At 57.9% G+C, this 12,672-nt stretch carries 11 protein-coding genes and 1 pseudogene; 9 read left to right on the top strand and 3 right to left on the bottom strand.

Features of this window, described 5'->3' with window-relative positions; translation table 11 throughout:
* Positions 1 to 13 precede the first annotated feature (13 nt).
* From RLO149_RS19455 to RLO149_RS19415, 9 genes are all read left to right on the top strand, one after another.
* Positions 14 to 916 carry a LysR family transcriptional regulator gene (locus RLO149_RS19455; protein WP_013963790.1) on the top strand — a complete coding sequence of 301 codons (903 nt, stop codon included), beginning with the start codon at positions 14 to 16 and terminating at the stop codon, positions 914 to 916.
* 155 nt (positions 917 to 1,071) lie between these two features.
* Positions 1,072 to 2,187, top strand: coding sequence for a BMP family ABC transporter substrate-binding protein (locus RLO149_RS19450; RefSeq protein WP_013963789.1), 1,116 nt, complete (start codon positions 1,072 to 1,074; stop codon positions 2,185 to 2,187).
* Positions 2,188 to 2,190: 3 nt separating this feature from the next.
* The gene (locus tag RLO149_RS19445; RefSeq protein WP_013963788.1) at positions 2,191 to 3,294 is read left to right on the top strand and encodes an ABC transporter permease; all 1,104 of its coding nucleotides are present in this window, start codon (positions 2,191 to 2,193) and stop codon (positions 3,292 to 3,294) included.
* On the top strand, positions 3,294 to 4,217 hold the full coding sequence (locus tag RLO149_RS19440; RefSeq protein WP_013963787.1) for an ABC transporter permease: 924 nt from the start codon (positions 3,294 to 3,296) through the stop codon (positions 4,215 to 4,217). Before RLO149_RS19445 ends, RLO149_RS19440 begins: the two co-directional genes overlap by 1 nt.
* Before the next feature lie 12 nt (positions 4,218 to 4,229).
* Positions 4,230 to 5,246, top strand: coding sequence for a formamidase (locus tag RLO149_RS19435; RefSeq protein ID WP_013963786.1), 1,017 nt, complete (start codon positions 4,230 to 4,232; stop codon positions 5,244 to 5,246).
* The gene (gene biuH, locus RLO149_RS19430; protein WP_013963785.1) at positions 5,243 to 5,917 is read left to right on the top strand and encodes a biuret amidohydrolase; all 675 of its coding nucleotides are present in this window, start codon (positions 5,243 to 5,245) and stop codon (positions 5,915 to 5,917) included. The genes RLO149_RS19435 and biuH overlap by 4 nt, the downstream gene beginning before the upstream one ends.
* Positions 5,914 to 7,410: an ABC transporter ATP-binding protein gene (locus tag RLO149_RS19425; RefSeq protein WP_013963784.1), complete on the top strand. Its 1,497-nt coding sequence runs from the start codon at positions 5,914 to 5,916 to the stop codon at positions 7,408 to 7,410. Before biuH ends, RLO149_RS19425 begins: the two co-directional genes overlap by 4 nt.
* Positions 7,410 to 8,078: a cysteine hydrolase family protein gene (locus RLO149_RS19420; RefSeq protein WP_013963783.1), complete on the top strand. Its 669-nt coding sequence runs from the start codon at positions 7,410 to 7,412 to the stop codon at positions 8,076 to 8,078. The genes RLO149_RS19425 and RLO149_RS19420 overlap by 1 nt, the downstream gene beginning before the upstream one ends.
* The gene (locus RLO149_RS19415) at positions 8,071 to 8,403 is read left to right on the top strand and encodes a cupin domain-containing protein (RefSeq protein ID WP_013963782.1); all 333 of its coding nucleotides are present in this window, start codon (positions 8,071 to 8,073) and stop codon (positions 8,401 to 8,403) included. Before RLO149_RS19420 ends, RLO149_RS19415 begins: the two co-directional genes overlap by 8 nt.
* 121 nt (positions 8,404 to 8,524) lie before the next feature.
* On the opposite strand, the gene RLO149_RS19410 is transcribed toward RLO149_RS19415, so the two are convergent.
* The 3 genes and pseudogenes from RLO149_RS19410 to RLO149_RS24555 all read right to left on the bottom strand — a co-directional run bounded on the left by RLO149_RS19410 (position 8,525) and on the right by RLO149_RS24555 (position 12,538).
* A complete protein-coding gene (locus RLO149_RS19410) occupies positions 8,525 to 9,466 on the bottom strand; it encodes a hypothetical protein (protein WP_148264409.1) in 942 nt (313 codons plus the stop codon).
* A gap of 1,076 nt (positions 9,467 to 10,542) precedes the next feature.
* A pseudogene (locus RLO149_RS19395) lies at positions 10,543 to 12,041 on the bottom strand (IS1182 family transposase).
* A gap of 335 nt (positions 12,042 to 12,376) precedes the next feature.
* Positions 12,377 to 12,538 (bottom strand): carboxymuconolactone decarboxylase family protein, encoded by a 162-nt coding sequence (locus tag RLO149_RS24555; protein ID WP_425357853.1) that lies wholly within the window; start codon positions 12,536 to 12,538, stop codon positions 12,377 to 12,379.
* Positions 12,539 to 12,672 lie beyond the last annotated feature (134 nt).

The raw sequence follows: 12,672 nt of genomic DNA, 5'->3' as shown, positions 1-12,672 counted from the left end.
GAAATTGCTTTATATGAAGTATTTGCGAACCTTTGAGCTCATTGAGGCGGTCGTGCGCGCGGGCTCAATCAGAAAAGCGGCAGAGGACACCAACCTAACAGCGTCGGCGCTCAACCGGCGCATCCAAGGGTTCGAGCAGGAATTTGGCTGGCCAATCTTTGAACGCCTGCCGCGTGGCATGCGGCTGAATCCGGCGGGCGAGTTGCTGATGCAACATATCCGACTGCAACGCACCGATTTGGCCCGCGTCCAAAGCCAGGTGGCTGATCTGTCAGGCGAGCGGCGCGGACATATATCGATCGCCTGTTCACAGGCGTTGTTACCGTATTTTCTGCCGCAGCAGATTGCAATTTACCGGGCCAATCATCCCGGCGTGACCTTTTCGATCAATGTGCGTGACCGTGTGCAGGCAGAGCGTGATCTGGCCACCTACAGCAGCGATCTTGCCCTCGTGTTCGAGCCCGTTCATCTGGTCGAATTTGATGTGCTCTACGCCGTGCCGCAACGGGTGCATGCTGTCTATTCAAAAGACAGTCCGCTTGGGAAAGGGCCGGCCTTGCGATTGCGCGATTGCCTGAACCACCGACTTATCCTGCCGACCTCTGCTTACGGGGTGCGCAACCTTCTGGAACTTGCGGCCACCTCGATAGGACGCACGCTGGCGCCGACGCTGGAGACAGAGTCCTTTGACCTGATTCGCCATTACGTGTTGCAGGAAGATGCTGTGGGGTTTCAGATTCCGATTGGCCTGAGACCGCCTCAAGAGGCCGGGTTTGGGCACAGGCCGCTGGCGGAACGCGACGTCCGGCCGGGGCAGCTGTTATTGGGGCAAATGAAGGGGCGTGCGCTGCCCGTTGCCTCTGCCAAATTCGGACAGCAGCTTGTTGCAGCGCTTGAAGCGCTTGTCGCCCAGTAGCGCGCATCTCACTGATGCATTTTTTGCATCGTAACGGTGAATTATTAGCAGAAGACAACAGCGCTTCTCTCCTTGCATCCTAGGCAAGATCCAAACCGGGCGTTGCGAGATGTCTGCGCAGCCGGGCCATACATCGCGTTGAAGGAGCATTTCTCATGTCATTCTCACCCCTGTCGCGTCGCGGCTTTCTTAAGGGCACCGCCGCTTTGGCCAGTGCCGCCACCGTGCCCCAGATGGGCTTTGCGGACGGCCACAGCCCTTTGACTATTGGCTTCATCTATGTTGGACCGAAAGACGATTTTGGTTACAATCAGGCCCATGCCGAGGGTGCCGCCGCCGTGAAAGCGATGGAGGGCGTCGTCGTCGTCGAGGAAGAAAATGTGGCCGAGACCATCGACGTACAGAAATCCATGGAGTCGATGATCAATTTCGACGATGCCAAACTGCTCTTTCCGACCTCATTTGGCTATTTCGACCCGCATGTGCTGGCGGTTGCCCCCAAACATCCCGATGTGCGGTTCCAGCACGCAGCCGGGCTTTGGACGGACGGTATGCCCACCAATGTCGGCTCTTATTTCGGCTATATTGGCATGGGGCAGTATCTGAATGGCATTACCGCCGGGCACGCTACCAAAACCAAGAAAATTGGCTTTGTCGCAGCGAAACCGATCCCGCAGGTGCTGCTGAACATCAACTCTTTCCTTCTGGGCGCGCGGCAGGTCGATCCTGAGATCACCTGTCAGGTCATCTTTACGGGCGAATGGTCACTGGCGGTCAAAGAGGCGGAGGCCACCAATGCCCTCGCTGATGCGGGCTGCGATGTGATCACCTGCCATGTGGACGGACCCAAAGTGGTGATGGAAACCGCCGCCGGACGCGATTGTTTTGTCTGCGGCTACCATGCCAACCAGTCGCCGCTGGCACCCGAGAAGTACCTGACCGGGGCCGAATGGAACTGGGCGGGCGTCTACACGGGCATGGTGCAGACCGTGCTGGACGGCGGCACCATCGACAACTTCGTGCGCGGCGGTTTGGCCGACGGCTTCATCAAGATGTCCCCGCTTGGCCCTGCAGTTTCAGACGCGTCCCGCGCCCAGTTTGAAGCCGTGAAGGCTGAGATCATGGCCGGAGGGTTCGCAGCCATCAAAGGCCCTCTGAAGGACAACACCGGCAACGTGATCGCGGCCGCAGGCGAAGGCTTTGCCGAGGATGACATCGCCTTGGAGAGCATGGATTATCTGGTCGAGGGCGTGATCGGCTCGACCTCCTGATCAATGACATTGCCTGTCTCAGACACTGCTCCCGCACGGCCTGCTGTTGGCTGGGCCGGGCTTGCGCGCCGCGCGGAGGCCGTTGTCTTGCCTATTGGCGCATTGCTGGTGGGCTTTGCCGCATTTAGCCTGTTTTTGCTGCTGCAAGGCAAGTCGCCTGCGGATTTCTTTGCGCTGGTCTACCGCGCGGGCTTCGGCACCGCGTTTTCGTGGGAAAACACCCTGTCGCGCGCGGCACCTTTGTTGCTGGCCGCCTTGTGTGTGGCCTTGCCCGCGCGACTGGGTCTGGTGGTTATTGGCGGCGAGGGCGCGATTGTGCTGGGCGGCGTCGGCGCGGGGTTTGCCGGTGCTCTGTTGGCCGGAACACCGGCGCTCATCGCCCTTCCTGCCATGCTGCTGACCGCCATGGTGATCGGCGCGGTTTGGATCGGGGCCATTGGCGTTTTGCGACATTATCGCGGCGTGAACGAGACCATTGCCAGCCTTCTCATGGCCTACATCGCGATTGCGCTGATGAACCATATGGTCGAGGGACCCTTGCGCGATCCGGCGAGCCTGAACAAGCCGTCCACAGAACCCTTGGTTGATGCTTTGCGGGTCGGCACGCTCCCCGGCTGGGACGTGCATTGGGGTCTGGCCTTTGGCGTTATCGCCTGCGTGCTGGTCTGGATTTTGATCGACAAAACCACATGGGGCTTTGCTGCGCGCATCGCGGGCGGCAATGTCCGCGCAGCGCAGGTACAGGGTCTGCCCGTGGGCAGGTTGATCGTGGGCTTCACCGCTTTGGGCGGGGCTTTTGCGGGCATGGCCGGTTTTTTCGAAGTTGCGGCGGTACATGGCTCTGCCAATGCCAGCCTCGCGGGCGGCTACGGTTACACGGGCATCCTGATCGCCTTCCTCGCGCGGCACAATCCGCTGGCCATCATCCCGGTCGCAATCCTGCTGGCCGGATTTGAGGCCTCATCGGGCCTGGTGCAGCGCCGCATGGACCTGCCAGACGCGACTGTGCTGGTGCTGCAAGGCTTTGTGTTCATGTCAATTCTAATGTCTGAGACGCTCTATGGCCGTTTCAAGCTCTTCGCGCCTGAGCGCTGGAGGGCCGCCTGATGGAAACGGATCTGGGCTATTGGATCATCCCGCTTGCCATTCTTGGCGGCGCGATCCGGGTGTCGACGCCGTTCCTGTTTGTCAGCCTTGGTGAGGCGCTGACCGAGCGTTCCGGCCGCATCAATTTAGGCCTGGAAGGCACGCTCGTCTTTGGGGCGATGTCGGGCTACGCGCTTGCCTATCTGACCGGCTCGCCCTGGCTTGGCGTGTTGGCAGCGGCCATTTGTGGCGCGCTGTTCGGGCTGGTGCACGGCGTCATATGCTCCCTGCCGCGCGTCAACGATATCGCGGTGGGCATCGCCATGATGATCCTCGGCATGGGGCTGGCGTTTTACTTTGGCAAACCTTTCGTGCAGCCCGTGGCCCCGGATTTGCCCGCGATCAGCTTTGGCTGGTGGTCCGATGTTCCGCAGGTCCGCGCCGCTCTGGAAGTCAATGTGTTGTTCCTGATCGGCGCGGCTTTGGCCGTTCTGTTGTGGTGGATGCTGCGCACCACGCGGGTCGGTTTGACCCTGCGCGTTGTCGGCGACAGCACGGATGCCGCGCGCGCCATGGGCCTGCGCCCAGCCCTGATCCGCACCTGCGCGACCGCAGTTGGCGGGGCTTTTGCCGGCGTCGGCGGAGCTTATCTGTCGCTGTACTACCCGGGAAGTTGGAATGAAGGGATATCCTCCGGCCAAGGTCTGATGGCAGTCGCCTTGGTGATTTTCGCGCGCTGGAACCCGCTGGCCTGCTTTGGTGCGGCGTTGCTGTTTGGAGGCGCTGGTGCACTTGGGCCGGTGCTGCAATCGGTGGGTGTCTCGGAAGGGTACTACTTGTTTTTCGCCGCACCCTACGTGCTGACGTTGGGTGTTTTGATCGCAACCTCCTCCCCCACCCGCGCCATGACCGGCGCGCCGGGGGAGTTGAGTATAACCAAATAGGGAGACGCAGCTATGAACGGACTCGGAGGCTTGAACAAATCGCCAAACGGCGTTGTGATCGGCTTGGTGCAATTGAAACTGCCCGTGGTCGAAACCCCCGCCGATCTGGCCACCCAAACTGCCCGCATCGTCGAGATGACCGCCAAGGCGCGGCGCAACATGGGCACGATGGACCTGGTGGTCTTCCCCGAATATGCGCTGCATGGGCTGTCGATGGACATCAACCCTGAGATCATGTGCACGATGGACGGCCCCGAGGTCGCCGCCTTCAAGCAAGCCTGCACCGACAACGACATTTGGGGCTGCTTTTCGATCATGGAGGCGAACCCCGGCGGCATGCCCTATAACGTGGGCCTGATCATCGATAATCTGGGCGAGGTGCAGCTTTATTACCGTAAGATGCACCCTTGGGTGCCGGTCGAGCCCTGGGAGCCCGGCGACGGTGGCATACCCGTTATAGAGGGGCCAAACGGGTGCAAACTGTCCCTAATCATTTGCCACGACGGTATGTTCCCCGAAATGGCGCGGGAGGCGGCCTATAAGGGCGCCGAGATCATGCTGCGCACCGCAGGTTATACCGCGCCGATTCGGGACAGTTGGCAATTCACCAACCAATCCAACGCCTTCTGCAACCTCATGGTCACCGCCAATGTCTGCATGTGCGGCAGCGACGGCACGTTTGACAGCATGGGCGAGGGCATGATCTGCAACTTCGACGGGTCCATCATTGCGCATGGCACTTCGGGGCGCGCGGATGAGATCATCACCGCCGAGGTCCGCCCCGATCTGGTGCGCGAGGCGCGGACAAACTGGGGGGTAGAGAATAACATTTACCAATTCGGGCATCGTGGCTACGTGGCAGTCAAGGGCGGCGCGCAGGATTGCCCATACACTTACATGACCGATTTGGCGGCGGGTCAGTATCGCCTGCCGTGGGAGGACGAGGTGATGGTTACCGACGGCAGCGGCTTCGGCTTTGACGCGCCGACCCGCGTGTTCAACTCTCCAAAATCAGAGGCCGCGGAATGACCATCCAAGCCAACCCCTATGCATGGCCCTATAACGGTGATCTCAGGCCCGAAAACACCGCGCTGATGATTATCGACATGCAGACAGATTTCTGCGGTGAAGGCGGGTATGTCGACAAGATGGGCTATGATCTGTCGATGACCCAAGCGCCCATTGAGCCGATCAAGGCAGTGTTGAAGGCCATGCGCGCCGGGGGCTACCACATCATTCACACCCGCGAAGGGCACCGCGCTGATCTGACGGATTTGCCTGCGAATAAACGCTGGCGGTCGCGGCAGATCGGGGCGGGCATTGGTGATCCGGGGCCTTGCGGCAAGATCCTCGTGCGTGGCGAAGCGGGTTGGGACATAGTCCCGGAACTGTACCCGCAAGACGGCGAGCCGATCATCGACAAACCCGGCAAGGGCAGTTTCTACGCCACTGACCTGGAGATGATCCTGCGCACGCGCGGCATTGAGAACATCATCCTGACCGGGATCACCACCGATGTCTGCGTCTCCACCACCATGCGGGAAGGCAACGATCGGGGCTTTGAATGCCTTGTGCTGTCCGATTGTTGCGGGGCAACGGATCAGGGCAATCACAATGCAGCTTTGAAGATGGTCACCATGCAAGGCGGCGTGTTCGGCGCCGTCAGCGACAGCCGCGCGGTTTTGGACCAGTTGCCATGACAGCCATCGGCGTCGAAACCCTGAATATGACGATGAAATTTGGCGGTTTCACGGCGCTGGAGGATTGCTCTATCAAGATCGCGCCCGGTAGTTTTCATGCGCTTTTGGGCGAGAACGGCGCGGGCAAGTCAACGTTGGTGAAATGCATGATGGGGTTTTACCACGCTACCTCTGGCCAGATGCTCGTCGACCAGCGCGAGGCACGTATCAGCGATCCCAAAGCGGCCCATGCGCTTGGGCTAGGCATGGTGTATCAGCATTTCACGCTGGTTCCGTCCCTGACGGTGGCGGAAAACCTTGTGATCAGCCGCGAGGACGCTCCAAACATCATCGACTGGCGGTCCGAACGCGCCGCGTTGCAGGACTTCATGGACGGCATGCCGTTCCAGGTGCCGCTTGACCAGCCGGTGCGCGCTCTTGCGGCCGGCGAGAAGCAGAAGCTTGAAATCCTCAAGCAGCTTTATCTGGGCAGGCGTTTTTTGATACTGGACGAGCCGACCTCCGTGCTGACCCCCGACGAGGCAGACGAAGTGCTCAGTCACATGCGTGCGCTTTGCCGGGACGGTGCGATCTCGGTTCTCATGATCACCCACAAGTTCCGCGAGGTGACGGCCTATGCCGATACGGTCTCCGTCCTGCGGCGTGGCAAGCTGGTGGGCGGAGGCAAGGTCGCTGAGCTAAGCCATGATGATATGGCCGGATTGATGATGGGGGAGGCGCAATTGGCTCAGCCAGCGCACCGCGCTGGCACACGTGGTGCGCCGATATTGGAACTGGCCGGGATCAAAGCCACGGACCGCACCGGGCGCAAGGATATCCGGATCGACAGTTTGCGCGTGCATGCAGTTGAGATCGTCGGTGTCGCCGGAATTTCGGGCAACGGTCAAATGGAGCTGATGGAGATCCTCACAGGCCAGCGTCCTTGCCAAAGCGGCGAGATCCGCGTCAAGGGCACGCCCTACATTGCCAGTCGCAGCGAGGCACACCGCCATAACATCCGTTTCCTGCCCGAAGAGCCACTGCACAACGCCTGCGCCCCGCGCATGTCTGTCTGTGACAACATCGCGTTTCGCAGCTTTGACACAGATGGCGGCTTCTGGCTGTCGGGCCGCAACATGCGCGCCCGCGCTTTTGATCTGGTTAACCAATTCAAGGTCAAGACGACTTCCATCAGCGCACCCATCAGCGCGTTGTCTGGTGGCAACGTCCAGCGCACAGTTTTGGCGCGTGAGCTGTCCGGGCAAGTGGATTTACTGATTATCTCCAACCCGTGCTTCGGCCTCGATTTTTCGGCTGTTTCTGAAATACGCGCGCGCATCATGAAGGCGCGAAATGCAGGCGCGGCTGTCTTGATCCTGTCAGAGGACCTTGACGAAATCATGGAGCTGACGGACCGCGTGCTGGTCATGTCCGAAGGGGCAATCACGTATGACATGCCGACGGCTGAGGCCGATATCGCGACCATTGGGCACCATATGGGGGGGCACGGGTAATGGTCAAAATCGATGCGGCCTTGCCATTTGTGTTCACCTTCGACCCGGCGACAACGGCGCTTGTGGTGATCGACATGCAACGCGACTTTATAGAGCGCGGAGGGTTTGGCGAGACGCTGGGCAACGACGTCTCGTTGCTTCAAGGCATCGTACCGACCGCGTCCGCACTGCTGGCGTTTTGCCGCGGTAAGGGGATCGAAGTGATCCACACACGCGAATGTCACAAGCCGGATTTGTCCGATTTGCCGATGTCAAAACGCGACCGTGGCGCGCCCAGTCTGCGGATTGGTGACCCGGGCCCAATGGGGCGGATCCTGGTGGCGGGTGAAGACGGCGCGGATATTATTCCAGAACTTTACCCAATCGCGGGCGAGCTGGTCATCGATAAACCCGGAAAGGGGGCTTTCTTCGCAACGCCGCTTGGCGACCACCTGCGACAAAGACGGATCACCAGCCTGATCTTTGCGGGCGTCACCACCGAAGTCTGTGTTCAAAGCACGATGCGCGAAGCCAATGACCGTGGCTATGATTGCCTGCTGATCGAGGATGCGACCGAAAGCTACTTCCCCTCATTCAAGACGGCCACGCTGGAGATGATCCGCGCGCAAGGCGCCATTGTAGGTTGGACGGCCCAATTCGCCCAGTTGGAGGCAGCTTGGCATGACTGACCCGATTTGCATCTCAGATTTACCAGACCAGATAGCGGATCTTCCCTTTGCACCGTTCCGGGAAGGCGTTGACATTTATCACATAACGCAAGGTGCACCGGCCGTCGCCTTGCTGCGCTATGCGCCGGGTGCACGTATTCCGCTGCACCGCCATGCAGGGCTGGAAACCATTTTTGTGCTTGAAGGCGCGCAATCTGATGAGCGGGGCACCTATCCGAAGGGCTCGCTCGTTGTGAACCCCGTCGGAAGCACACATTCTGTCTGGTCGAATGAGGGCTGTGTTGTTTTAATCCAATGGGAGCGGCCAGTAGAATTTCTGGACTGAACGCTGCCACGAATTCAGTCAAACACAGTAGAACCGCGCTAAACTTGGCGCACGCTAGAATTGCGTGAGCAACGCTGAGTGCACTCTGTGTGGGGCGTGTACAGAACGTCCGTAGCAGCCATCAGAGCAGCCTTTTAGGCAAACTTGTCGAACGGAAGTTTTGTCCCGCGAAGTGTGAATTCACCCTCCATCTGGTTCTGCTTTGCTGTCTTTTTAGGGGCGCCAGATCTAACAGCAGTGACGACAAGCCAGATGGACGCTGAACTGCGATCAACCATTCGTGGCAGTTTTCTTCGCCCCGGGCGGTGTTTGCTGTCTCAAATATCGCCTCGTTAAGTTTCGCATTTTCGTTTTGAATATGACATTTCAAATGCCCGTCGTGACCCTTCGTCAAACCATCTTTCTGAGCCAAAATGCGTTCTGTCTCATCATTCTCAACGATGATGTCAACCGATGGTAATGCTATTGCTAGCCCAACCTTCACTCGGTTGAGTTCGGTCAATACTGCGGAATACCGTGATTTGAGTTGGACAAAGGTGCGTCCTTTCTCAACATCTTTTGAATGATGCGGCAGTAGAAACTTGGTTTCCTCTATCGCCGACCAAGGAACATGACTGGCGCTCTCAGTGAACGCAATGCTCATGGCATCGAACCATACCTTGTCTGAATTCAGCTTGACGCCTAGCCGTCTTCCTATTTTGAGTCTCTTTCTGAGAAAGGCATAGTCTGCTCGCTTGCCTAGTACTGCAGGTGGTGGCCCAATCAGGGTATCGAGCGTCGGTTGATGCGTTGGTTGCTTACTGAGAAATTCCCAGTCCGGGTTTTGAAGCCGGTTAAGCCTCAAATCATAGTAAACGCCCCAAGGACTGCGGACAAATTTCAGGCACGTCGAATTGAGCATCTGCAGGTCTTTTGATGCTTCACCCGGTCTACGGATCAGTAGAGCGATAGCTCTTGCCTCGACAGCCTGAGAGACAGAATCGAGCGCACGGCGCCATCTGCCAAGATTGACGGCGGGGTGATAAATTTCTGTTGGAGCAAAGCAGCTTTCATGATCGCGCAAAGTGCTTCCTCAGAAGCCAAATCATAAAATCCGGACGCATGATCTGTTTGTTTCATGCTCACTGGCTCGCCGGTTGGCAACAATTAGAGATGGGCGCAGTTTTCATGTGCCCACCACATTTGGAGGAAGAATATGTTTTATTTTTCCAAAGTTCTGGGATGCCACAAACAATCAAGCTGGTAACTGACGAAGAAAACGATTGGTGCACCAATTGCTTTGCTGGCCGCAACCGTCAGTCCGACGGCGACGGAGGTTACCATCCGTGGCGAATGTAGAAAAACGAGTGATAGCGGTTGTACGTTCTCGTCATACGTTGGTTTCAATGCGCCTGCCGGGCACTATATTGTGCGCGATTATATTTAAGCAGGCACCGTTGTGAACTCCGAGGATCGCAGAGGTCATAGACCACTCTGCGATCCTCGGGAACCTGATGCAACAGTTCCATTTCCTGTTCCGGGGATGGATATCGTGGCTGATCTAAATGTTTCCGGAAAAGCCATCTTGCATGTAGAGAGCGGGAGCGGGTTCGGCGACCTGAATCAGGTTTTCTTTGTTAATTACAAATATACTTACCAAACAAAGCCAATACCTTGATAACTGCAGAAATTGCTATGTTGTGGGCGCTCTGAGGGTGCCCACGATCACAATATCTACGAATGTTATGGCCCCTCCTCAGATATCCAGGTTTCGCGCAACCTGATCTATTCCCTTGTAATGCTTGAAAGTGCTTTGCGCTCGCAGCGAAGGGCAGCAATGCGAGCTGCTACTGCAGCATTCGATTAGAGCGTTTGACGAAATACCTGAAACATCAAGTATCACGTAACGCATTGAAATCTTTGATTTCAGGCAGCGTTACGTGATTCAGGTTTTTCGCATGACGCTTTAGGGCGCTCAGTGTCCAGTTTGGGCTGAGGGTGTGTGGAAACTCGCTTGGTTTCTCGACGATGAGGACGTTTCAACCGATTTTGTGGAGGTATCCTGATTTTGGGCCACTTTTGCGCCTTTTGCTCCGGAGAGGGCTGAATCTGCGCACTTGTGACGTTTGCTGCGATACGATTTGAGCTGAGCGCCGCCCATCAGGCCGGAATGGCGGCCAGAAGCCCACGTACACCGATTAGGTTAATCATGCGCTTGATGTTGTAGGCGAGGACATGGAATGCCATCTCGGTGCGGACATTCTTGAGCGTGCGCATCCGGAAGTGCGCCGCCCCCATCCACGCTTTGATCGTGCCGAATGGGTGCTCGACCGTTGAGCGACGCAGTTTCATCAATGTGGGTTCGCTGCTCATGCGGTCGCGCATCTCGTCGACCAGATGTTCGTGTTCCCAACGTGTGATCCGGCGCTCTTTTCCGGTGGTGCAGCGCGCCTTGACCGGGCAGGTCTGACAGACGTTGGTCCAGTAGCGTCGCACGATCAAGCCGCCTTCTTCGGTCGTATAGCGGTAAGTCAGCGTCTCACCTGCCGGGCATCGGTAAAGATCCGCATCCGCGTCATAGGCAAAGTCGGCCTTCACATACATGCCCTTCTTGCGATTGCCCGAAGTCTCGGGCCGGGGGAGGGTCGGGGTGATGCCATCCTCGTGACAGGCCAGGATTTCGCGGCCGCTGAAGTAGCCCTTGTCCACTGCCCGGCAGGGTATTGCGAAGCAATATCCCGAGAGGGAGCCACCGCGCTCATTTCGTCACGTCTGAGAGCGGCCTTTGCCGCCTTGGCTATCGGCGACAGTTGTTCACGGTCGTGCCCGGCATTGATGTCGTGCCCGGCATTGATCACGTCATGTGTGACAATCAGATGGGTCTCGGTATCCACCGCGGACTGGGCGTTGTAGCCAACAAAACCGCTGCCCTTGGCGCTGGTGGCCATGGAGCGGGCATCCGGATCCGTCAGGGATATCTGACTGTCCGGGCTTTCCCTGAGCGCCTGGCCGATGTCCACCAAGCGTTCGATCTCCTGCCGGATACGCGCGCAGCGTTGTGCCAGATTGGCGACCTTCTCGGCCCGGACCTCACCCTCTTCCTGACGGTCGATCCGGACCATTTCATCGAGGTAGCGCTCGATACTCGCAATCAGATGGGTGGTGCGGCTCGCGATCTTGCCCTTGGTAAAGTTCTTGTCTCGATTATTGTCCGCCTTGAATTTGGAGCCGTCGATGGCAACACAATCCCCCTTCAGCACCCCGATCCGGCGACAGAGTTCGACGAACTGTGCACAAGTTCGCCGAATGGCGGGACCGTTATCGCGGCGAAAATCAGCGAGTGTCTTGTGGTCCGGGACCAATCGCCGCGTCAGCCACATCACCTCAACATTGCGACCAGCCTCCCGCTCCAGCGCGCGGCTGGAGGGCACGCGGTTCAGATAGCCGTAGATAAACAGCTTAAGCAGGACAGATGGGTAATAGCCGGGCCGCCCTGTCCGCGCCGGCGCCGTCCACAGGAAACCGATCGCCTCAAGGTCGATCTCCTCCACAAAGAGGTCAATCACGCGAACCGCATTGTCCTCGTCGATCCAGTCTTCCAGCCGGTCCGGAAAAAGCGTCATCTGACTTCGATCTGCACCTTCGATATATCCCGACATGCACGCCTCCTATTCTTGACGAGAAGCATACAACATCCAGAGTTTTCACACACCCTCAGCCCAAACCGGATGTGATGACATCTCGCTGCGTGCGCTTGTAACACAAATAATTCCGCATCCTATTGAACTTTTTTTCCGTAGCGCGACGCGCGGACCAGACGTTCATACTTCTCACAGCGAAAATGATAGACAAGCAACAAGGGGTATGACCTTGCTGTTTTCTGGCCTCGCAGTTCTTGCTGAGACGGTACCTGATTGGAGTGGACCTGTGAACTCAGGTTTCACGCAACAGATGTCCTGATCGCCGCTTTGTCGGGGAACTGGGCTTCCACGCCTCAGCTATCTTCTTCGCCGAAAACCTCCAGCGCCGCGTTCAACGCATTGATCGCCGCCGGGAACCCACCATACAACGCCATTTGCCAGATTACTTCTGCAATCTCTTCTTGCGACAAGCCTGCTTTGCGCCCGCCGGCGATATTCACCTTGAGTTGAGGCATTGTTTGACCCCCCAAAGGCCGTCAGAGCGGCAATGGTTCCCAAATATCTGTCACGAAGACCAAGGCCAGGCCGTGCGTATTGGCGACCATAGGCGAAATCGACCACACCTTCGGCCATGCCAGGCAATAGATGC

The organism is Roseobacter litoralis Och 149 (assembly GCF_000154785.2).
In the GTDB taxonomy this organism is placed as follows: domain Bacteria; phylum Pseudomonadota; class Alphaproteobacteria; order Rhodobacterales; family Rhodobacteraceae; genus Roseobacter; species Roseobacter litoralis.
Note: the sequence above shows the minus strand (reverse complement) of the source record. Positions and strands in the feature narration are given on the sequence as shown.